This window comes from Vreelandella rituensis, assembly GCF_003336665.1.
Taxonomy (GTDB): Bacteria; Pseudomonadota; Gammaproteobacteria; order Pseudomonadales; family Halomonadaceae; genus Vreelandella; species Vreelandella rituensis.
In genome coordinates, this window is sequence record NZ_QPIJ01000037.1 from 24,921 (window position 1) to 46,512 (window position 21,592).

The 21,592-nt window shown below is 56.3% G+C and carries 19 protein-coding genes; 13 read left to right on the top strand and 6 right to left on the bottom strand.

The window, feature by feature from the left end:
* Window positions 1–91: 91 nt before the first annotated feature.
* Both DU506_RS14280 and DU506_RS21720 read left to right on the top strand, forming a co-directional pair.
* Window positions 92–1,543: an anion permease gene (locus DU506_RS14280; RefSeq protein WP_114487578.1), complete on the top strand. Its 1,452-nt coding sequence runs from the start codon at window positions 92–94 to the stop codon at window positions 1,541–1,543.
* 257 nt (window positions 1,544–1,800) lie between these two features.
* The gene (locus DU506_RS21720) at window positions 1,801–1,959 is read left to right on the top strand and encodes a hypothetical protein (protein ID WP_181870777.1); all 159 of its coding nucleotides are present in this window, start codon (window positions 1,801–1,803) and stop codon (window positions 1,957–1,959) included.
* A 196-nt stretch (window positions 1,960–2,155) separates the two neighbouring features.
* Here the strand turns inward: DU506_RS21720 and DU506_RS14290 are convergent, their stop codons facing one another.
* Window positions 2,156–3,574 (bottom strand): aminotransferase-like domain-containing protein, encoded by a 1,419-nt coding sequence (locus DU506_RS14290; RefSeq protein ID WP_114487580.1) that lies wholly within the window; start codon window positions 3,572–3,574, stop codon window positions 2,156–2,158.
* 178 nt (window positions 3,575–3,752) lie between these two features.
* Here DU506_RS14290 and DU506_RS14295 point away from each other — a divergent pair, with 178 nt between their 5' ends.
* Both DU506_RS14295 and gabT read left to right on the top strand, forming a co-directional pair.
* Window positions 3,753–5,204: an NAD-dependent succinate-semialdehyde dehydrogenase gene (locus tag DU506_RS14295; protein WP_114487581.1), complete on the top strand. Its 1,452-nt coding sequence runs from the start codon at window positions 3,753–3,755 to the stop codon at window positions 5,202–5,204.
* 18 nt (window positions 5,205–5,222) lie between these two features.
* Window positions 5,223–6,494 (top strand): 4-aminobutyrate--2-oxoglutarate transaminase, encoded by a 1,272-nt coding sequence (gene gabT, locus DU506_RS14300; protein WP_114487582.1) that lies wholly within the window; start codon window positions 5,223–5,225, stop codon window positions 6,492–6,494.
* A gap of 38 nt (window positions 6,495–6,532) precedes the next feature.
* On the opposite strand, the gene DU506_RS14305 is transcribed toward gabT, so the two are convergent.
* Window positions 6,533–7,951, bottom strand: coding sequence for a sigma-54 interaction domain-containing protein (locus DU506_RS14305; protein ID WP_114487583.1), 1,419 nt, complete (start codon window positions 7,949–7,951; stop codon window positions 6,533–6,535).
* A 219-nt stretch (window positions 7,952–8,170) separates the two neighbouring features.
* Between DU506_RS14305 and speB the strand changes: the two genes are divergently transcribed.
* Genes speB through DU506_RS22525 form a run of 7 tightly spaced genes read left to right on the top strand, consistent with a single transcriptional unit; the run spans window position 8,171 to window position 15,867 of the window.
* On the top strand, window positions 8,171–9,118 hold the full coding sequence (speB, locus tag DU506_RS14310) for an agmatinase (protein WP_114487584.1): 948 nt from the start codon (window positions 8,171–8,173) through the stop codon (window positions 9,116–9,118).
* A gap of 50 nt (window positions 9,119–9,168) precedes the next feature.
* Window positions 9,169–10,554: a YjiH family protein gene (locus tag DU506_RS14315; RefSeq protein ID WP_114487585.1), complete on the top strand. Its 1,386-nt coding sequence runs from the start codon at window positions 9,169–9,171 to the stop codon at window positions 10,552–10,554.
* Between the two features lie 11 nt (window positions 10,555–10,565).
* On the top strand, window positions 10,566–12,191 hold the full coding sequence (locus DU506_RS14320) for a 5-guanidino-2-oxopentanoate decarboxylase (RefSeq protein WP_114487586.1): 1,626 nt from the start codon (window positions 10,566–10,568) through the stop codon (window positions 12,189–12,191).
* A complete protein-coding gene (locus DU506_RS14325; RefSeq protein ID WP_114487587.1) occupies window positions 12,191–13,501 on the top strand; it encodes a purine-cytosine permease family protein in 1,311 nt (436 codons plus the stop codon). Before DU506_RS14320 ends, DU506_RS14325 begins: the two co-directional genes overlap by 1 nt.
* Window positions 13,498–14,232 (top strand): MBL fold metallo-hydrolase, encoded by a 735-nt coding sequence (locus tag DU506_RS14330; protein WP_114487588.1) that lies wholly within the window; start codon window positions 13,498–13,500, stop codon window positions 14,230–14,232. The genes DU506_RS14325 and DU506_RS14330 overlap by 4 nt, the downstream gene beginning before the upstream one ends.
* A gap of 13 nt (window positions 14,233–14,245) precedes the next feature.
* Window positions 14,246–15,724: an aldehyde dehydrogenase family protein gene (locus DU506_RS14335; RefSeq protein ID WP_114487589.1), complete on the top strand. Its 1,479-nt coding sequence runs from the start codon at window positions 14,246–14,248 to the stop codon at window positions 15,722–15,724.
* A 14-nt stretch (window positions 15,725–15,738) separates the two neighbouring features.
* Complete coding sequence (locus DU506_RS22525; protein ID WP_268877329.1) at window positions 15,739–15,867, top strand: hypothetical protein; 129 nt, start codon at window positions 15,739–15,741, stop codon at window positions 15,865–15,867.
* 26 nt (window positions 15,868–15,893) lie between these two features.
* On the opposite strand, the gene DU506_RS14340 is transcribed toward DU506_RS22525, so the two are convergent.
* On the bottom strand, window positions 15,894–16,514 hold the full coding sequence (locus DU506_RS14340) for a flavin reductase family protein (protein ID WP_114487590.1): 621 nt from the start codon (window positions 16,512–16,514) through the stop codon (window positions 15,894–15,896).
* 80 nt (window positions 16,515–16,594) lie between these two features.
* The gene (mscL, locus tag DU506_RS14345; protein WP_114487596.1) at window positions 16,595–17,020 is read right to left on the bottom strand and encodes a large-conductance mechanosensitive channel protein MscL; all 426 of its coding nucleotides are present in this window, start codon (window positions 17,018–17,020) and stop codon (window positions 16,595–16,597) included.
* A gap of 307 nt (window positions 17,021–17,327) precedes the next feature.
* Here mscL and DU506_RS14350 point away from each other — a divergent pair, with 307 nt between their 5' ends.
* Window positions 17,328–17,921, top strand: coding sequence for a hypothetical protein (locus tag DU506_RS14350; protein ID WP_147273758.1), 594 nt, complete (start codon window positions 17,328–17,330; stop codon window positions 17,919–17,921).
* A 94-nt stretch (window positions 17,922–18,015) separates the two neighbouring features.
* Complete coding sequence (locus DU506_RS14355; RefSeq protein ID WP_114487592.1) at window positions 18,016–18,219, top strand: hypothetical protein; 204 nt, start codon at window positions 18,016–18,018, stop codon at window positions 18,217–18,219.
* A gap of 99 nt (window positions 18,220–18,318) precedes the next feature.
* On the opposite strand, the gene DU506_RS14360 is transcribed toward DU506_RS14355, so the two are convergent.
* On the bottom strand, window positions 18,319–19,812 hold the full coding sequence (locus DU506_RS14360; protein ID WP_220254399.1) for an ABC transporter substrate-binding protein: 1,494 nt from the start codon (window positions 19,810–19,812) through the stop codon (window positions 18,319–18,321).
* Entirely contained in the window at window positions 19,809–21,254 is a 1,446-nt protein-coding gene (locus DU506_RS14365; RefSeq protein WP_181870778.1) for a GGDEF domain-containing protein, read from the bottom strand. The genes DU506_RS14360 and DU506_RS14365 overlap by 4 nt, the downstream gene beginning before the upstream one ends.
* Window positions 21,255–21,592: the final 338 nt, after the last annotated feature.

The window sequence follows — 21,592 nt, forward strand, 5'->3', positions numbered from 1 at the left end:
GAGTAGGCAGTCTTGTTCAGGATCAACTAGCGTTTCCTTTGTCCGACCTATTATCACTATTTCCCCCAGGGCTCAAACTGGAAATATCGCTATGACATCTCGAATGAAGCTGCTTGCACCGCTTATCGTGACCATCATCGTGGCGCTATTGCCAGTGCCCGCCGGGTTGCCTCCCCACGCCTGGTATTTCTTTGCGATTTTTCTCGGCGTCGTCGTCGGGCTAATTTTCGAGCCATTGCCGGGGGCGGTGATTGGTCTGATTGGTGTTGCCGTGGCGGCGTTATTGGCACCCTGGGTGCTGTTCTCCCCTGAGCAACTGACTGATCCCGGCTTTAGTTCGTCCGGGAGCGCTTTCTCATGGGCGGTTTCCGGTTTCACCAACTCGACAGTATGGCTGATTTTTGGCGCTTTCATGTTCGCTCTCGGCTACGAGAAGACCGGGCTGGGGCGGCGAATCGCGCTGTGGCTGGTCAAGACCATGGGGCGAAGGACCCTGACACTGGGATATGCAGTGATGCTCGCCGATGCGGTGCTGGCTCCCTTTACGCCATCCAATACCGCGCGTAGCGGGGGCACTATCTACCCAGTGGTGCGCAACCTCCCTGAACTCTATGATTCCCACCCGAACGATGCGAGCAGCAAGCGCATCGGCAGCTTCCTGATGTGGACGGCGATAGCCTCGACTTGCGTGACGAGTTCGCTTTTCTTGACTGCGCTGGCGCCCAACCTGCTGGCCGTTGCCTTGACCGAAACCGCGACGGGCATCCGCATCGGCTGGGGGGAGTGGTTCATGGCGGTGGCGCCGGTGGGTATCCTGCTGTTGCTGCTGACGCCCTTGTTGGCTTACTGGTTGTGTCCGCCGGAAGTCAAGTCGGGTAGTGCTGTAACCGACTGGGCGGCGGGGGAACTCAAGCAACTCGGTGGCCTGACTCGTAACGAAATCATTCTGCTCTGCCTGGTGGTCACGGCCTTGGCGCTGTGGATCTTTGCCAGCGCGGTGGTGTCCTCGGCGTTGGTGGGGCTTCTGGTAATCTGTGCCATGTTGATACTGAATATCCTCAAGTGGGACGACATTCTCGCCAACAAGGCGGCATGGAACACCTTTTTCTGGTTTGCCACTCTGGTGGCCCTGGCCGGTGGGCTCAATCAGGTCGGGTTCGTGGAGTGGTTCGGCCTCCTGGTCGGCGCTCGCATTAGCCACTTCGATCCGACGATGGCGATGATCGCGCTGACGGTGATCTTCTATCTGTTGCATTACTTCTTCGCCAGCGTCACTGCCCATACCACTGCGCTGCTGCCGGTCATGCTGGCGGCAGCGTCCGGTATACCCGGTATCGATATGCACATGTTTGTGCTCATGCTGCTGCCGACGCTGGGCATAATGGGTATCCTCACGCCGTATGCCACCGGGCCGAGCCCCGTCTACTACGGCAGTGGTTATATACCCGGCCCATTGTATTGGCGTCTCGGTGCGATTTTCGGTCTGGTGTTCCTGGTTGCCTGGCTGGCGATTGGCGTGCCCTGGCTGGCGCTGATCAGATGAGATACCACGGTGTGCAGCAGATCTTGCAGAGCATAACTATTTAGGCTGTGACTTCTCGCCAAGGCAGGTTGATAATCGATTACCTGGTCGAGGCACTCCGCGAAACTGATACGTGAAAACCAAGGCTTCTTTCAGCGCGACGACTGGTTGTCAGGCGCTCGAGCACGTTGAATGCGACTAAAGGCTAATTAATTTAGACCAAAGTCTTGTGTTCGGGTATGCTGTTGGCATACTTACGATATACCGAGTCCAATACCATGACCACCCAGACGCTCTCACACAGCACGCCTGCCACCGCTCCTGAGGCCTCCCTGATCAAGCGAATCAGCCAAGCTGCCTGTCGCCTGTTCGAGCGGATGATCGAATCCGCCTATCGTCGAAACGATGCCCACTTGCTGAAACACTTCTATATCTAGTGGAGGGGGTAGTGCTTGGCCCAAGGCGGGCCGGAGCAACATGGCATAACCAGAAAAGCCAGCGCAATGCGCTGGCTTTTCTGGTTGGAGGAGGGCAGGTTTAGGCGATGGGTGTCAATAGTCGGCAGTGTAGTAGTCCAATGAAACCCAACACCAAGGTAGGCAAGAATATTGCCGCTGAGCTTCGATCTGATAGTCATTTGAGAAGTATGCCGAGATGATTTATTAAACGTTTAACCTCTTGTTTCAGCGTGTCTCCCGAGAGCATGCCAACTCCCATGATGAGCCCTGAACGCTGATCTTTATCGGCGCATACGGTGCTCAACGGCCGTACCACCAACTGTTCTTTAAGAAGTGACTTGGCAATGGCTACATCGTTAATCTGGGGTTCAAACTCAATACACAGACTGATGGCATGGCTTGGTGGCGAGATATAGCGCACGTTAGGTAATGTCTTTAGATGGTCGTGAACGACTTGTTGGCGTCCCAAGTATTCCCTTTGAATGCGCTGGCACCAAGCATCCAGGTCACCATTGAACATAAATTGTGCCAACACTGCCTGATCAAGCATGCGGCCTTCGCGAAACAGCTCACTGCGCAATCGGTTGATAGGGGAGGCGAGGTGTTTTGGAACCACCAGATAGCCTAAACGTAAGCCAGGGAATATCATTTTAGAAAAAGAGCCCGCTAATATGTGACGGTCGGATCGGGCGTCAAAGAGTAGGTTGATGTGATCGTCCTGACTGAACTCGTAGTCATCTTCAATGATATAGGTCGGGTCCAACGCTTGGCATAAATGGCGCTTGTCCTCGATGCAAGTGGGTACACTAAGGGGATAATGATGTCCCCCCATCAGGTAGGCTAGCTGAACTGGCTTGGGTGATTCGGGTAGGACATGGCCCTTGCCAGGTGCCCACGGAATCATTTCGAGCTCAAGGTTAGAGGAAGTAAATACTTTTCGCGCCCCCCAGTAGCAGGGCGATTCCATTGCCACCGTATCCCCCGCATCGGTGAGAGCCATAGCGCAAAGCTGAATTCCGTTATGGGTACCGTCAGTGATGATGATTTGTTCGATGTCGCAATCAATGCGCCGCCAGCGCTGTAAAAAATCACGAATTGCCCTCTTGAGAGGTCCATAACCACCGGTGGAATAAGAGAGCAACAGGGCATTCTGCGGTACTGTCACACTAGCGTACAGCTGTCGCCATTTACGAATCGGAAACTTGGTTATATCAGGAATGCCAGGCACGAAAGAACCATTTTGTACCATGCCGGCCCCAGGGTCTCGGAGAACTCGCTGAGCCCGTAAAGAAAGGCGGGGCACCGGTGTTTCCGATGAGATATCAGAAGCGCGATAGCGCGACCAAGTGCCCTTGCCATGGTGCGTTACTAGAAGTTCCTCTTTGATTAATGTGGTAATTGCCCGTGCGAGTGTATGCCTGGAGATACTCAGTGTTTCGGCGAGTGCCCTGTGTCCGGGTAGGCGCGTAGCACTTGACCATTTTTGTGTAATCGCCTGCCTTAATGCCTGCTCAACGCGTACTTGCTTACTCAATGTTGAGGACTGTTGGTTGTAAAGACTATCCAGCTGTTGCAGTACCTTTTCTTGTTCCATGCCGCGCTATTCTCACTCTCAACGTTGTCGTAGGGTCGCTCCAGCGAGCGCCTAACCGTCTCTTTTTTGCCTGAGTTTCCAATATAAAAGTGGTCTGGTCCAACTTGAAAGTGGTGCATGTGTTGCTGCGCCTTTCACTGTTACGTTGCCAGACCATAACGCGACTCAGGAGAGCAGTATGAGCTTTATCGAACAGTGGCTTCACGATGCGGTACCCGCCCTGGTTGGCGATGAGTGGCGTACCGGCAAGCACACCTTCCCCGTGGATAACCCCGCCACCGGCGAGACGATTGCACGGGTGGCCGATATGGACGCCGATGACGCCCGTGATGCGGTGGCTGCAGCTTATGCCGCAGGGCCGGCCTGGCGGGCCACCCCGGTGAAACAGCGTTCAGCGCTACTGCGCCGCTGGTTTGAGTTGATTACTCAGCACGCCGATGAGCTTGCTCGTTTGATGACCTTAGAGCAAGGCAAACCGTTGGCCGAGGCACGGGGCGAAGTCACCTACGGCGCATCGTTTATCGAGTTCTTTGCCGAAGAAGCCAAGCGCATGGCCGGGGAAACGTTGCCCAGCCACGGCGCGGACAAGCGCTTGTTGGTGCTGCGTGAGCCGATCGGCGTGGTCGCGGCCATTACCCCCTGGAACTTCCCGCTGGCGATGATTACCCGTAAGTGCGCCCCGGCCCTGGCCGCGGGCTGCACCGTGGTGATTAAACCCGCTGAAGCCACGCCGTTGACCGCCCTGGCAGCGGCCTATTTGGCACTGGAAGCGGGTCTGCCCGCCGGCACGATCAACGTGATTACCGCATCAAAACCGGCAGCGGTAGGTGATGTACTCACTACCGACTCACGGGTGCGCAAAGTCTCGTTTACCGGTTCGACCCCGGTGGGCAAGCATCTGCTGGCCCAGTGTGCCGGCACGGTCAAGAAAACCGCCATGGAGCTGGGCGGCAACGCGCCGTTTATCGTGTTTGACGACGCCGATTTGGATGCCGCCGTCGACGGTGCGATTGCCTCCAAATTCCGTAACGCCGGGCAAACCTGCGTCTGCACCAACCGCTTTTTGGTACAGGACGGCATTTACGACGCATTCGTCAGCAAACTCACCGAGCGCGTGAAGGCGCTGAAGGTCGGCGACGGCCTAGCGGAAGGCAGTACTATCGGCCCGCTGATCAACCAAGCCGCGGTGGACAAAGTGCAGCGCCATATCGATGACGCGGTGAACCAGGGTGCTCGGCTGCTCTGCGGTGGCAAGCCCCATGCCGCAGGCGAGCGCTTCTTTACCCCCACGGTGCTGGCCGACGTGACAACCATGATGGCCGTGGCCGATGAGGAGACCTTCGGCCCGGTAGCGCCGGTGTTCCGCTTCCAGCGCGATGAGGAAGCCATCCAGATGGCCAACGATACGCCCTTTGGCCTGGCGGCCTACTTCTATGCCACCGACTACCGCCGGATCTGGCACACCATGGAGCAGTTGGAGTACGGCATGGTCGGTGTCAACGAAGGGCTGATCTCCACCGAGCTGGCGCCGTTTGGCGGCGTGAAGGAGTCAGGGCTGGGCCGTGAAGGCTCCCACCATGGCCTGGATGAATTTACCGAACTGAAGTATGTCTGTGTCGGTGGTCTTTAAATAAAAAGGTAACGAGAAATGACAAACCAAGAATTGAACGAACTGAAAAACCGCTTCGTGGCCAACGGTGCCGCGACGCCGACCACCCAATTTGCCGAGTACGCCGAAAACGCCGAACTGTGGGACGCCGACGGCAACCGCTGGATCGACTTCGCCGGTGGTATTGGCGTGTTGAACCTGGGCCATCGCCACCCGAAGATCGTCGCGGCGGTGGAAGCGCAGCTCAAGAAAGTTATGCACACCAGCGCGGCGGTGATTTCCTACGCTCCTTACGTGCAGCTCTGCCAAAAGCTTTGCGAACTAACCCCGGTGCGTGGCCCTGAACGCAAGGCGATGCTGGTGAATACCGGTGCCGAGGCGCTGGAAAATGCCGTGAAGATTGCCCGCGCCGCCACCGGCCGCACGGGTATTATCACCTTCGACGGTGCCTTCCATGGCCGCACCATGATGACCCTGGCGATGACCGGCAAAGTGCTGCCCTACAAGAACGATTTCGGCCCGATGCCGGGCGATGTGTTCCGCGCGCCGTTCCCGAACCCCTTGCACGGCATCAGCGAAGAGGCGTCGCTAAATGCCATTCGTACGCTGTTCAAGACCGACATTGCCCCGCACCGCACGGCGGCCATTGTGATCGAGCCGGTACAGGGCGAGGGCGGGTTCTACATTGCCTCACCGGATTACCTGAAAGCCCTGCGGGCGCTGTGTGACGAGCATGGCATTCTGCTGATCGCCGATGAAGTGCAGTCGGGTTTTGCCCGCACCGGCAAGCTGTTTGCCTTGGAGCACAGCGGCATCGAGGCAGATCTTCTCACCACCGCCAAGAGCCTGGCCAACGGCATGCCGCTGTCGGCGGTGGTAGGGACGGCAAAGCTCATGGATGCCTCCGGCCCCAACTCCCTGGGCGGCACCTATAGCGGCAACCCGCTCTCCTGCGCGGCGGCGCTTGCAGTGATCGAGGTGATCGAAGAAGAGAATATCCTGGCGCGTAGCGAGCAGATGGGCAAGATGCTGGCCGAGCGTTTTTCGGTTTGGGAAGAGCGTTTCCCTGCCGTGGCCCACGGCCGCCAGCTAGGCGCCATGGCCGCCTTTGAATTGCTCGATAGCGAAGGCAAACCTTCCCCAGAACTGGCCCAGCAAGTGTGTGCCAAAGCACGTGAGAAAGGCCTGATCCTGCTTTCCTGCGGTTTCTACGGCAACAGCATTCGGATACTGGTACCGCTCACGGTGTCTTCCGCTGTACTGGAAGAAGGCTTGAGCATTATCGAGCAGTCGCTGGAAGCCCTCAGCTAATCCTAGGCTGTATCCTACACATCACCAACTGTCGGTTCTTATTTGGCGACCTTTAGGCAGTAGCGCTGCAGCCTACGGACCACGCTGGATTGACTGATGCCGAGCCGTTCGGCGATGGCATAGGTGCTCGGCAAGGTTCTGCTGAGCTCCTCAAGGGTTTCACGCTCCAGGCGGGCGAGATACTCTTTGAGTGTTTCGTGGGTTTCTAGTGAGGCGGCGCTGGGTAAGGGGGAGGCGCTCGGGAAGCTTGCCGAGTGGTTCTCCGCTTGGGGGTGGAAGGCGGGCACTTCAATTTGATCAGTGGGGCTTGAAAGCCAGGCTCTCTCTAACCAGTTTTCAAGTTCGCGCACGTTGCCGGGCCAGTCGCTACCCATTAGCGTCGACCAAACGCGGGTATCGAGAATTTTTTGACGTCCATAGCGCTGATTAAGTCGTTTCAGGCAGGCTTCGACAAGATCGGGAATATCTTCGCGGCGGTCGCGCAGTGGTGGCAGGGTGACGGGAATAACGTTGAGGCGGTAGTAAAGATCCAGACGAAACAGCCCGGCTTCTACCTGCTTGCCTAGATTTTGATTGGTGGCCACCACCAAGCGAAAATCGACCCGACGTGGGCGCGTATCGCCTAAGCGGGTCAAACTGCCATCCTGAATGACTTTGAGGAGTTTAGTCTGCATCAGTAGTGGCAACTCGCCTATCTCATCGAGAAATAGCGTGCCGCCCTCGGCTTGCTCCAATAGCCCCGCTTTGCCCTGTCGCGCCGCGCCACTGAAAGCGCCTGGCTGATAGCCGAACATCTCGGATTCGAATAGGTTCTCGGGAATCGCTGCGCAGTTGACCTCAATAAAAGGGCCGTCACAACGCTGACTCCAGCGGTGTAGCTGCTTGGCAAAGGCAGTCTTGCCGACGCCGGATTCGCCGAGCATCAGCACGTTGGCATCCGAAGGCGCGACCCGCTTAAGCAGTAGTGCAATTTCACGCATGACGTGACTTCTCACCTGCAGGTTGTCGAGCGCGTCGTCCAGTGCCTGTTCTTCCGCATCGGGGGTTGCGTGGCTGCGCTTCAAATGTTCGCTGAAGCGCTTCTGCAACAGGGCGTATTCGTCCTGTAGTAGCTGCAAGTCGGTTAAATCCCGCGAACGGCTGATGATGCGCTCAAGCTTATCATTCACGAACACCGGGTATGCTTCGGCGATGACGCGGCGGCCAGTCCCGGTCACTTGCATAAGTTGAGCGGGCCTCCGTGTGCGTAACACTTCCATGGTAATTGACGGCTTGAGCACTCCCGTGGTTTGCAACTGCTGAACGCTGCTGGAAAGCAGCTCTTCTCGGGATACCCCGTAGACCGCTTCGGCCCCAGGGCTAATATCCAATATCCGTCCATCACCACTGACAATGAAGAAGTGATCGTTGGCTGTCGCCACGATCGTCTGCAACACGCATCTGTCGATTTCACTCATGGCAACACGCTCCTTAAGCGATTCAATTATGAATCGTCGATGCGTTTTTGAATTAATAAGCCGTTAATTTGATGCATTTTTGCATCAAATGGTGAGTAATCCTACCTATTTAGTGGTGCCGACGACTTGGCATGATCTGTGCATTGAAAAAGTCAGGAAGCGCTTAAAAGCGCTTGCAGAGCGACTCGATCATTTCAAAACAAGGCCAAGGAGATATGTATGTCGGAATTCAATCAGCCGCTGGGTGGTAATAGCATGCCGCGCTTTGCCGGCCCCGCCACCATGATGCGACTGCCCACCCAAGAGAGTGCTGCCGGGCTGGATGCCGCTTTCATCGGCGTCCCGATGGATATTGGTACTTCCAATCGTCCGGGTACCCGTCTTGGGCCGCGCCAGATCCGCGACGAGTCACGCATGCTACGCCCCTATAACATGGCGACCCGCGCAGCACCCTTTGAAAGCCTGCAGGTGGCCGACATCGGTGACGTGCCGATCAATACTTTTCATCTGCCGAAAAGTGTCGACATCATCACCGCGTTTTACGACGAGGTACTCCAACATGACTGCATTCCGCTGACACTCGGCGGCGAACACACTCTGACGCTGCCGATTCTGCGGGCCATGGCTAAAAAGCATGGCCCGGTGGGATTGATTCATATCGATGCCCATGCCGATGTGAACGAGCATATGTTCGGCGAACCGATTGCGCATGGCACGCCTTTTCGCCGGGCACAGGAAGAAGGCTTGTTGGCCCATGGAAAGGTGGTGCAAATCGGTCTGCGCGGGACTGGTTACGCGGCTGAAGATTTCGATTGGTGTCGCGAGCAGGGCTTTCGCGTCGTGCCCGCCGAGGAATGCTGGTACCGCTCGCTAGCGCCGCTGATGGCGGAGGTGCGCGAGCAGATGGGCGATATCCCGGTGTATATCAGTTTCGATATCGATGGCTTGGATCCCTCGGTTGCCCCCGGCACCGGCACGGTGGAAATGGGCGGGCTGACGTCCACTCAAGGATTGGAAATTGTGCGTGGTGCTGCCGGCCTGAACATCGTGGGGGGAGACCTGGTGGAAGTGTCACCGCCCTATGACCCCAGCGGCAACACTGCGCTTATGGGCGCCACGCTGCTGTATGAAATGCTTTGTGTACTGCCAGGCGTCAAGCGCGATTAAGATTCGCGGTCAGACCGACACTACAACGATAATTCAACCTGAGGTGCCTTATGCCATCCTCCCTTGATACATCCGACGACATAGCGCTTGAGGGCGCACCGCTCTCTCGGCATGGACTGATCAAGTTCCTGGTGCCATCGATACTCGGTGTTCTGCTGTTCCTGGTGCCGTTCTCGATGGGCGATACCATCAACATCGGCATGGGGTTCGCCGCCGATGGGCTCAAGGCCCTGCTGGGCGATACCCTGCCGGCTATCGCGACGGTCGTCCTCTGCCTGTCAGTGGTCCTGACCCTGGTGGTCAAGTCCACCCATCCTGGCTGGGCGAGCGAGGGTATGCTGAAGGATCTGTTCGACGTGGCGCCTGTGTGGGTCGTCATGCGAGCCCTTGGTGCGCTCTTCGCCTTGATGACCTACTTTCAGGTGGGTCCCGAGTTCGTCATTGCTCCCTTTACGGGTGGCGTGATGCTTAACGACCTGGCACCAGTGCTCCTGACCTTCTTCTTCTTCGCCGCCATACTGCTGCCTTTCCTGGTCGACTTCGGCTTCATGGAGTTCATCGGTAGCCTGCTTCGCAAACCCTTCCGGTGGATCTTCGGGCTGCCGGGCCGAAGCGCGATCGATGCCACGGCCTCCTGGATGGGGTCGGGCACCGTAGGGGTACTGATCACCACCCAACAGTACGAGAAAGGCTTCTATAATTGTCGAGAGGCGGCGGCCATCGCCACCAACTTCTCCATCGTTTCCATTGCCTTCGCGATCCTGGTGACCACCTTCATCGGCATCAACCACCTCTTCGTGCCCTTCTACCTGACGGTGGTGGTCGCCGGCCTGGTGGCGGCCGTGATCGTGCCGCGGTTACCACCGTTGTCGCTCAAGCCGAATACTTACTATGAGCCGGTGGGCTGTCGCCTGCAGGAAGAGCGTACCGGTGACCAGGGGCTGTTTCGCTATAGTCTGGGCATGGCCGTGGCCCGCGCGGAGAAGGCTCCCGGTCCGCGGCAGCTGGTGCGCATCGCTCTGTTCAACGTCGCCGATATCTTCTTCGGCCTGCTGCCGCTGGTCATCGCCATCGGCACCGTGGCGCTGATCCTGGCCGAGTTCACACCGATTTTCACCTGGCTGTCGATGCCCATGGTGCCGGTGCTGGAGTGGATGGGCGTGCCCGAAGCCGAGGCTGCGGCCCCCGCTACACTGGTGGGCTTCGCCGACATGTTCCTGCCGGCGGTACTGGGTAGCAACATCGAGAGCGAGCTGACGCGCTTCGTGATTGCCTGCCTGTCGCTAACCCAGCTGGTCTACATGTCGGAAATCGGCGCTCTTCTGCTGAAGTCCAAGATCCCGCTGAAGCTGTGGGAGCTGGCGGCGATCTTTCTGATCCGCACCGCCATCACCTTGCCGATCATTGTCGTCATGGCCCACTGGCTAGTGGGATGAGGGACCTCCAAATGACCTGTGCAGAACTGCTCATTCGACTGCTACGGGACACCTACGGGGTGGACACCGTCTTCGGCATCCCCGGGGTGCACACCGTCGAGCTCTATCGTGGCCTGGAAGGGGGCGAGGCCGCTGGCATCCGCCACGTCACCCCCCGCCACGAGCAGGGCGCCGGTTTCATGGCCGACGGCTATGCACGCGCCACCGGGCACCCCGGGGTGTGCTTTATCATCACAGGGCCCGGGATGACCAATATCGCCACGGCAATGGGGCAGGCCCTTGCCGATTCCATTCCCATGCTGGTGATCTCGAGCGTCAACCGCCGTGATACCTTGGGGCTGGGTCAGGGACGCCTGCATGAACTGCCCAGTCAGCAACAGCTGATCGCCGGGGTCTCGTGCTTCAGCCACACTCTGCTCGATCCCTGCCAATTGCCTGAAGTGCTGGCGCGGGCCTTCACGGTGTTTCGCAGCGAGCGCCCCGGGCCCGTACATATCGAGATTCCCATCGACCTGTTCGATGCACCGGTCGCGATACCGAGCCAGTGGCAACCGCCGATGCTGTATCGCCCGGCGCCGGACCCTCGAGGTCTCGCCCAGGCAGTCGACTGGCTCACGGCGGCCGAGCGCCCCCTGGTGCTGCTCGGCGGCGGCTGCGTGGATGCCCCCGGCGCGGCGCGACAGCTGGTCGAACGCCTCGATGCGCCGACGGTGACCACGATCAATGCCAAGGGGCTGCTGGGCCGCCGCCACCCGCTTGACCTGGGCGCTAACGCCGCGCTGCCTGCGGTACGCGAGCTGGCGGCTAACGCCGACGTAATTCTGGCTGTGGGTACCGAGCTGGGCGAGACCGATTACGACGTGGTGTTCGACGACGGCTTCGCCTTGACCGGCCGGTTGATCCGTATCGACCTGGATGCCCAGCAACTCGTGCGCAACCAGCCACCGGCGCTTGGCTTGGTGGGCGACGCCGGCCGTAGCCTCGAGCTACTGGTCGAGCGTCTGCCGCACCCGATGCACAAGGGAGGCCGGGGACGCACCGCGCTGGCCCTTGCCACGCTGGACCTGGTCAACGATCCGGCCTTCATGCCCTTTGTTCCCCTCTATGCGGTCCTCGAGGCAGTACTGCCGGAGGCCATCCTGGTCGGCGACTCGACGGCTCCGGTGTATGCCGGTAACCATTTGGTCTCGCAACCGGCACCACGTCGTTACTTCAACGCCTCTACGGGCTACGGCACCCTGGGCTACGGCCTGCCAGCGGCGCTAGGCGCGCAGCTCGGCCAGCCGGCACTGCCGGTGGTCGCGCTGGTCGGTGACGGCGGCGTGATGTTCACCCTGTCGGAGCTTGCCACCGCCGTGGAAGAGCGCTTACCGGTGGTCATTCTGCTGTGGCACAACGCAGGCTATGAAGAGATACGCCGCTTCATGGACGCCCACGGTGTCGAACGCCTCGGCGTGGATCTCAAGGCTCCCGACTTCCTGACGCTCGCCCGCGGCTTCGGCTGTCTGGCAACTTGCGTCGACAGCCCCGCAAGTCTCAGCGACGCACTGGCCAGCCGACCGTTGGACGGGCCGATGCTGATCGAAATAAACGCCGCTGCCTGGCAAAAAAACCTGATACAAACAGGGAAACAATAATGAAAACTAATCGTGTTTTAGGTCAAGATACGCTGTCGGCAGAAGGCGTCGAACGCAGCCTTGGGTTGCCCGGAACGTTCGCCTTGTGGATAGGCGCTAATGTCGTCGTCACAACCATTCTAACCGGCATGTTTTTGGTGCCTGATTTAACCTTTCAACATGCGATGCTGTTGATTTTTCTGGGTTCGGCGGTAGGGATCATTCCACTGGTTTTGATCGGGGTAATGGGCCAGCAAACTGGCATGACTACGATGGTGCTAGCACGTGGCACCTTCGGTAGAAAAGGCGCTAATTTCCCCGCCTGCGTTAATTTGTTCGCACTGGTTGCTTGGAGTTGGATTCAAGCTTTATTAGCGGGAATGAGCCTTGATTATGCAGTTGAAAGCCTGACCGGTTATTCGAATGTAGCGTTATTCACGGTGTTATGTGAATCGTTGGTCGTGCTTATTGCGTTGCGCGGCCATTTAGGTATTGAAAAAGTTGAAAAAATTGCGGCGTTACTGATGTTGGGATTGTCGGCAGTGGTGCTTTTTGCGCTGAATCGCCACTACGATTTGCCCAGTATTACCCAGTTGGAACCCGAGGGTGTTTTGGGCGGCGGCGTGGTGTTTGACATCGTCGTGGCGACCGCGTTTTCCTGGATACCTCTAGCCGCGGATTACAACCGCCACTGCCGCTCCCTAAAAGCCGCCATTGTAGGTACATGGGGCGGCTACGTGGTTGCCACGCTGGTTGCTATGGGCTTGGGTGCCACGGTGTCGGCGTTGTCGATCAGCGTGGGTATGGAACCTACCTATGATCCGACAGCTCTGCTCAGTGGTTTCGGTTTCGGCCTACCCGCGGCCTTGGTGATTTTCTTTTCGGTGCTGACCACCAACGTGATGTGCGTCTACAGCGCGACGCTTTCGTTTATGAGTGTGCGGCCGACGGTACCTTTCTGGAAGCCCGCACTGCTCATTGGGGTGGTATCCGTTATTGGTGCGCTAATTCCAGGTATTCTTGACCAGTTCCAAACCTTCTTATTGATTATTGGCAGTGTATTTATTCCTGCCTTCTCGTTAATGATAGTGGATTACTACCTTTTGGATCGCAGCCGCTATACATCAGCGCAGCTAATGCGTGATGCCAATTTGTTGCCTGCGTTCAATTGGGTCGCATTGGGCAGCTATGCGGTAGGCGCGCTTTTAGCCTATTACTGGAATTGGGTTGCTCCGTTGGAATTTGGTGCGTCGCTGCCGGTTTTCGTTATCACCGGCGCGCTCTATTTTGTGGTCAGTAAGGCCGTGTTCGTGAAGCGGGTAACCGTATGAGCCTTAAGCGTATCGGCGAACAGCAATGGTACCGTACTGCCGCCAAGTCGGACGGTATCACCCTGATCGATGAACCATGGATTAAGCCATTCTATCGCTGCAATATCTGGCATGTTCAGGGCAGCAAGCGGGGCATGATAGTGGATTTTGGCCTGGGCGCGGTGCCGCTACGCCAGCAGGTGGCGCTGCTTAGCGAGCGCGACCTGCTGGCAGTGGCCAGCCACACGCACTTCGATCATATCGGCGCTGCCCACGAGTTTGGCTGCTGTCATGTGCATGCCGCCGAGGCAGAGATTCTTGCCTCTCCCGACAACACGCGCACTTTGGCAGACCAGTTCCTGAGCGACGATATGTTCGAGGCACTCCCTGCCAAGCCGTACTCGCATGCACGCTACCGCATCACGGCGCCGCAGCAGGTGTGCCCGTTAGCGGATGGCGAAATACTGGATTTGGGTAATCGCCAGTGGGAGGTGATTCATACCCCGGGGCACTCCCCCGGCGGCATCGCCCTGTGGGAAACGGCAACCCAGACGCTGATCTCGGGCGACCTGATTTACGATGGCCCGTTAATTGAAGATCTTTGGCACAGCGATCTTACCGACTACGCCGCCAGCATGCGCCGGCTGCGTAAACTGCCCGTTCGTACTGTGCATGGCGGACACTTTTCCAGCTTTAGCGGCCAGCATTTAACCCAACTTATCGATGATTGGCTTCGCCAACACAACCTTTAAAGGAGCCACGATAATGTCCATGACTTCCCAGGCAGATTACCCTTCGGTTGTTGATCACCAATTTATCAACAACCAGTGGGTGCCTTCGGCGGGCACCCGCCAACTCGATGTGATGAACCCCTACCGCGAAGAGCGTATTGCCCAAGTCACCGCGGGGGGTGCGCAGGATGTGGAGGCTGCCGTGCAAGCTGCAAAGCAGGCGCAGCCCGCCTGGCAAGTACTGGGCGGTACCGCACGTGCAGCGTATCTCGATGGGTTTGCCGATGCGCTGGAAGCCCGCCGGGATGCCCTTATGACACTTTCGGCGACCAACAACGGTAAACCATTGGTGGAAGCCGGGATTGATCTCGACGACGCGATTGCCTGCTACCGCTACTACGCCGGGCAGGCCAAGGCGCTGGATACCCTCCAAGGCGAATTGGTCAGTGTGGCAATGGAGGGCGTTGAAGCGCGTATCTATCACGATCCCGTCGGTGTGGTAGGGTTGATTACACCTTGGAATTTCCCGCTGGTGACCAGCGCTTGGAAGCTGGCGCCCGCTTTGGCGGCCGGTTGTACGGTAGTGCTAAAACCTTCGGAGGTCACACCACTGCCCGAGCAAGTGTTGGCGGAGATTGCCATTGAAATCGGTCTACCCGCTGGCGTGCTGAACCTGCTCAACGGCGACGGTGAGGGCATCGGTGCGCCACTGACCAACCACCCGGGCGTGGATAAAATCTCTTTTACGGGCAGTAACCGAATAGGTGAAGCGGTAATGCAGGCAGCCGCAGCCCGTACTGCCCGCGTATCGCTAGAGCTAGGGGGGAAATCGCCGATTTTAGTGATGGAAGATGCTGACCCCGCCCAAGCCGCCGACTGGGTAATGGCCGGCATCTACTTCAATGCCGGGCAAATTTGTTCCGCAACTTCACGATTATTGGTGCACGAAAGCGTAGCCGAGGCACTCTACGCCGCCCTTGCCGAGCGTATGGATGCCTTAACGCTGGGTGACCCGCTCGCGGAAGGTACCGACTTAGGGCCACTAACCAGCGCCAAGCAGCGCGATGCGGTACAGCTCTATTTAGACATTGCCGAACAGGAAGGGTTAACAGCGGTGCGCGATGGGAAACACCGCACGCTGCCCTCCCAAGGCTACTTCCTGGCGCCCATTCTCTACCGCGACGTACCGGTGGAAAGCCGCTTATGGCAGGAGGAAATTTTTGGACCAGTGCTGTGCGCGCGCAGCGTGACAAGCGAAGAAGAAGCGATACGGCTGGCGAACGATAGTATCTATGGCCTGGCAGCAACGGTCATTAGTGGCGACCCCGAACGGGCACGCCGTATTGGCCGCCAGCTCAAGGCCGGTAGCATCTGGTACAACAGTGAGCAGTTGGTGCTACCCGAAACCGCCTGGGGTGGCTTCAAGCGTAGCGGTATTGGTCGCGAACTTGGCCCTTGGGGGTTAGGCGCTTACCTGGAGGTGAAACATGTGGTGGGGCCTTTAGACAGCTAATGCCAAGACCGTGAATGTACGTGTCATGCCAAGCGATTCAAGTGGGCAAAGATTGCCACGACCGCAGCCGTCATGAGCCCCTGTTTGGCACCTTCGTGCCCGCCATCGTCAAGCAGCGAGATCTGCCGGCGCTTGGCGGGTAATTAATCGCTTGGGACTGGGCACACAGCTATTTGGGGCGATACATCCGAAATTGTTGTCTGGAGTCGACAGTGAAATAGTCGGCTGCTCCACCGCCACGCATGACGGGATGGGCCGCTGCTGTATCGTAAATGCCGTCCCGCAACAGGTGCCGGTCAATATGAACGCCGACTACCTCACCGAGGACCATCCAGGTTTCAATCTCCTTACCATCCGCACCAGCGAGTTGCAGTACTTTCGTCACTTTGCACTCAAACGACACCGGGCTTTCTGCAACATGCGGTACAGCAACTATTCGAGACTGTTTTGCAGTTAGTCCCGCGTATGCAAACTCATCAACGTCGGGTCCCACGGCCGCACTGGTTTCATTCATGCGTTCGGCCAAGGGGCGTGTGACCAAACTCCAGCAGAATTCACCGTTAGCTTCAATGTTTCTGACGGAGTCCTTATACCCGATACTGGAAAAACCCACGATAGGAGGCCGGTAATTAAAGGCGTTAAAGAAGCTATAGGGGGCGAGATTCAAGACGCCGTTGTTGTCCTGCGATGAAATCCAGCCAATGGGTCGTGGTGCTACGAGTGCATTGAATGGGTCGTGGGCCAAACCATGGCTGTTTGCCGGTTCATAAAAGTGGATATCGTCATTCATAGTGAGGCTCCTGGTTTTACTTTTTTTGGTCAGGCAATAGGTCGCAAGGCACAGATCGTCGGGACCATGGTAGTAGGTCTCTAGCGCCTGTCCTTTTCCAATGCATCACGAATCTCGCGTAGCAACAAGGTATCCTCCGGCGGCGCGCTGGGGGGTGTAGGTGCTTCCGCCTGTTGGCGAAGCAGGCGGTTAATGGCTTTGACCAACAAGAACACAGCAAAAGCCACAACCACAAAGCTAATGACGTTATTGGCGAAGAGGCCATAGTTGATTGTCACTGCGCCATCGGCGGAGGCGTCGGCCACGGTGGCATAGAGCTCATCGCCTTTTAACACCAGGAAAAGGTCGGAGAAATCAACCCCGCCGAGCAGGAGCCCGATAGGCGGCATCAACATGTCCTTCATCAGGCTCTGTACGATGGTGCCAAAAGCGCCACCAATGATGATTCCCACCGCCATGCCTACCACATTGCCTCGAATGGCAAATTCCTTGAATTCCTTGAACATGGTTGTGCTTCCTCCAACCAGGATCCTTCGTTTGATCTTCTCAAAGCGCAGAGCGAAAGGGTAGATGAACCGAATCATTAGCTGGATTCCTGCGGCGGCTCTCAACTGAATCTAAACTCTTCACCAAAATGAACGGCTTAACCACAGGCTCATTCGTTGTCATGAAAAAGCCTGATGGACGAATCCTGCATGCAAGACTACCTTCCAAAAGCATGTCGCCTCGAACTGAGCGGTATTGGTGCTGGGCTGAAGAACGCCTAGGTAATGTATTTCAAGCGAAATTCTGGAAGCTTGGGCACGCGACAAAATGATGACCAACACTCAAATTTTTCTGCGCGTCACGCCATCTCAGGCTTCGCGAATATTGATGCGCTATGCCCGAATGAGGCGCATGGGCCTGTCTAGAATGGCAGCGGTTGACCTGTGGAAAGGGGAGGGCGACTGGCTTGCGTTTCAATGCACAGATCTCGCTGGTCCTCCTACTACCTCTGAACCAGGCGCTTTTCGGCATGCCACGGGCGTCGCTGTCTCTTTCTATTGGATGGGAGAGGAGGGCTATACGGATGGGACACCCACCAATGCTCGGTCGGACGTCCTTTACCACGTTTTTCAGGATTCGATCTTTTCCAAAAAACCACGCTACCAGCGCAGCATGATTGCCCTTGGCGAAAGTGATCCTCAGTTATTGCTTGCTGGTGTCAGGGCAGATCCGTTGGCATGTGCGTTACATTGGTTAAGATGTGATAGCGAAAATGTCGACATTCTTCCTAGACGTAATTGGTGGCCGGACTGGTTGCGGGAAAAAAGGGCTTCTCATTACGGACTTGTCTGGGCACGCTGGCTGGAAAGGGAAGGTGAGACACTGCTGAATGATCATGAAAGGCCTGAATTAATAGAATAATCTTATAGGCGGTGGAGTGACGTTGACAAGGCACCTGACACATCGCTGAGCCTGTGCCAGCCTTATTCTATTCACGTGACAAAGAGAGCAGGTTATGTATAAAGCATTAGTGGTTTCCAGCAAATCTTATTTGGACTTTCCGCGCAGCCTGGAGTACGACGAACATCTCGAAGTCGGAGACACAATCGATATACTTGGTGAAAACATGACGGTTCTGGCTGTGCGTCCTGCGGAAAATGTGGATGACCATGATTTTATAATTACGGTCGAAGGCCGTTATGACGCCTCACAGGCTTAAGAAAATGACTTTGTCGGATAGACTTGGCAGGGCCGTTTGTTTCACGCAAAACAACCTAAGCCTAGCTTCTGTAATCATGCCTCTGAAACGTGAATAACCCTATTCCCAGTAAAGCTCTTCCAGCACCACAGCCGGAATGGGGGCGTCAAGCCAAACACCTTGCAGGCCCGTACGGCGTATCGAGTGTTGAGGTTTCATATAAAGGAAGACATTCACGGCATCCTCGGCCAGGTGGCGCTGGGCTTCGCCGAGCAGAGCGTGACGCCTCTCATCTTTCTGGGTCATCTTGATGCGTTGCCAGAGTTGGCTGAACTCAGGGCTATCGTAGTTGAAGTAGTAATCTTCTCGGGCATAGATACCTATATCCATGGGTTCTACGTGCGAGACTAGAGTGAGGTCATATTGCTTGTCCGTGAAAACCCGGGAAAGCCACTCACCCCACTCGAGTCGCTCTATCTGTATATCGATTCCTACGGCTTCCAAATCATCCACGACATACAGGCCGCCACGCTCGGCATAGATGGGTGGTGGCAGACTCAGTGTCAAGGCGAGGCCGTCGCCATAGCCTGCCTTTTCTAGCAAGGCGCGCGCCTGAACCGGGTCATACGGGTAATAATCGGCAAGATCCACATAGGCAGGGTGATTGGGAGAAAAGTGGCTACCGATCAGAGGTGGGGAAGTGTCCGGGTAAATCGTTAGCAGCCGCTGCCTGTCGATAGCATGGGCCAGCGCCTGTCTGACACGCTTATCGGCCAATGCTTCGTGGGCATGGTTGATGGCGACAATAACCTCACCTTCACTGTGGCCGCCTTCCATGATGTAGTCGCCGCGAAGCGTTAACTGCAGGTTGGTGGTCAAGGGGCTGGCATCGGAATGCAGGTCAACACGCCCTTCGCTCAAGCTATTCTCGAGTTCAAGGCGATTGGCGGTAAAGGTAAACACCGCTTTTTTGATAGCGGGTATTGGGCCCCAGTACTTATCAAAGCGCTGCAATATGAGGTGTTCGTTTTCCCAGTTGCCAAACGCATAAGGGCCTGTTCCTACTGGGTGCAATCGGTTGGAGGATGCTGAAGCGGGATGCACGATAACCGCCGCTGATAAACCCAGTCGAAAAGGCAGCAATGAATCCGGGTGAGAGAGTGTGAGGGCCACCTGATGGCTATTGACGGACTCGACATTCTCGATGGCGTGATAAAGCGGTTGCTGAGGATTGCCCGAGTCAGGGGCCAGCAATCGCTTCAAGCTATATACCACGGTTTCAGCATCTAATACGCGGCCATCATGAAAACTGACGCCTGGTTGCAGTTCAAAGATGATCTTCAGTCCGTCAGCACTGACTTCCCATAGCCTTGCCAACGCCGGCTGGACTCGGCCTTGTTCGTCGATCCGTGTCAGCCCTTGAAATACATTCATATGGGTAACTTCCGCCGTACTCGCCGAAGCCGTCAAGGTCGGGTCCAGGTGGGGTGGTTTAAGCTGGCGGTCGATGGTCACCTTTTCTTGGTCATTTGCAACCACAAGCTCCGTGGTGCCCATCATCATTAAAAAGGCACTCAGCAACCAAAGTGTCAGTGAAGACGACATAGAACTCATGAGGCTCCCTCACTGGAAATTTTGTCACGATGTCTTAGATCGCGAATCTCCAGGCGATTGCGACCTGAGCGTTTCGCCTTGTAGAGCAATTCATCGGCCACTCTGATCGTCTTTTCGATAGAGCCGTCAGGGAGTTGAGGTGAAAGGCCGATGCTGAGCGTGACGTTTATATTGCTGTGATTGACCTTTACGGGCGTATCGGCCACGCATTGACGAAATGCCTCCAGGCAACAACGCGCCTCTTCTAACGCCATGTTTGGAAAAATAACCACAAATTCCTCCCCACCATAACGTGCCATCAAGGCAGTTTTGGGTAACTGCTGCTGCATCATTCGCGCAATATGCTGGATCACTTTATCTCCCACATCATGTCCATGTGCGTCGTTGACCTCTTTGAAGTGATCGATATCCACCATGGCAGTGCAGTACCCGTGCGCTTCTAATGACGCCTTTTGTTCATGCAACGCACGCTCGAAATAATGCCGATTATGCAGGTGAGTCAAGGCATCATGGTGGGCAAGAAAGTCCAGCTTACGATTCATCGAGAGAATGTGGTGTTCGTTGAGATTTATTCTCTCCACATAGGAGCGAATACTATTGGCCATGCGGGCGATCTCATCCTTGCCTTGCACCACGATATCTTCAGGAGAGGGGCGCGTGCTGTTCATGGCCTTTTGAAGCCGCTTTACACGCCCAATTACCGAGCGTTGGATAAATAACAGGGTGAAGGCCACCACGATTACCACGCTTAGCACCAGTACCTTGAGCAAGGTCTCATGCTGTGAGATATCCGAATCCAGGTTGCTAACACTTTGTTGGATTTCCTGGCGAATAGCAGCGACGTGATAACCCACAGCCACCCCTAAATCGCGTGAAAGCTTGCGATTATCTTGAATTACTTCGGCCAGCTGTGCCTCGACGCTTTTGAGCAGGGCAATGCCCGCTGGGCTGGGGGAGAACTGGGCCCGAAGGTCGATGCGCCAGCGCATCAGGTTATCCAGGGTTTTCAGATTATCGACCAAGGAGTCTCGGGTACGGTAGATTTCCTCGAACTGACCGCTCTCGGTGCGCAATGCTGCAAGTTCAGCTACCAGTCGACCAATCCACTCCTCGCGATCGGCTATCTCGAACATGGCTTGACGACGGCTGAAGTGATCATCGGCAAGCAGCAGCATGGCGCTACTGGAAACCAGGCTCTCGCTTTGTTGCAACAGCAGGCTTGCCGTCATCAGTCCCTGAGTTTGCTGATTGGCAAGGTGAGATACCGTATTACGGTATTGTGCGAAAGCACTTAGCGCCAGCAGTACAGCGGCGAAGATGACCACCGCCATGACTGTGCTGAGAACAGCTGTTCTTGCCATCAGACCGAAACAAGGCTTGTCGGCAATTTTCGGCTTGAGCAACCCCGAAGGTGGCTTCGATGCATTTTTTGAAAGCTGCATACAGTCAGGGCTTCCTGATGAAATTGCCTTGCATGAAAGTATGATGGAAAAACCATGCATAGGAATTAATTTTCCCAGCATGTTTAAACTTAGCACTAAGTGTTATGAACTACATCCCAACTTCTGGCTACAGTGATATGGATGTCGTTTTTTATACCGTTACTTTATTTAGTTAAAAAAAACCACATCACCTGAATATACCGATAGGAATTATTACCTAGAAGCGCGTAATACCTCTTCCTGAGTCGCGTAGCGCGAAGGGAGGGGATACAAGCGCGGCGTCCGAGAGGACGTCTTGTGTTCTTACGTAAATGATATTAAACTGTAAGCCATGAAAA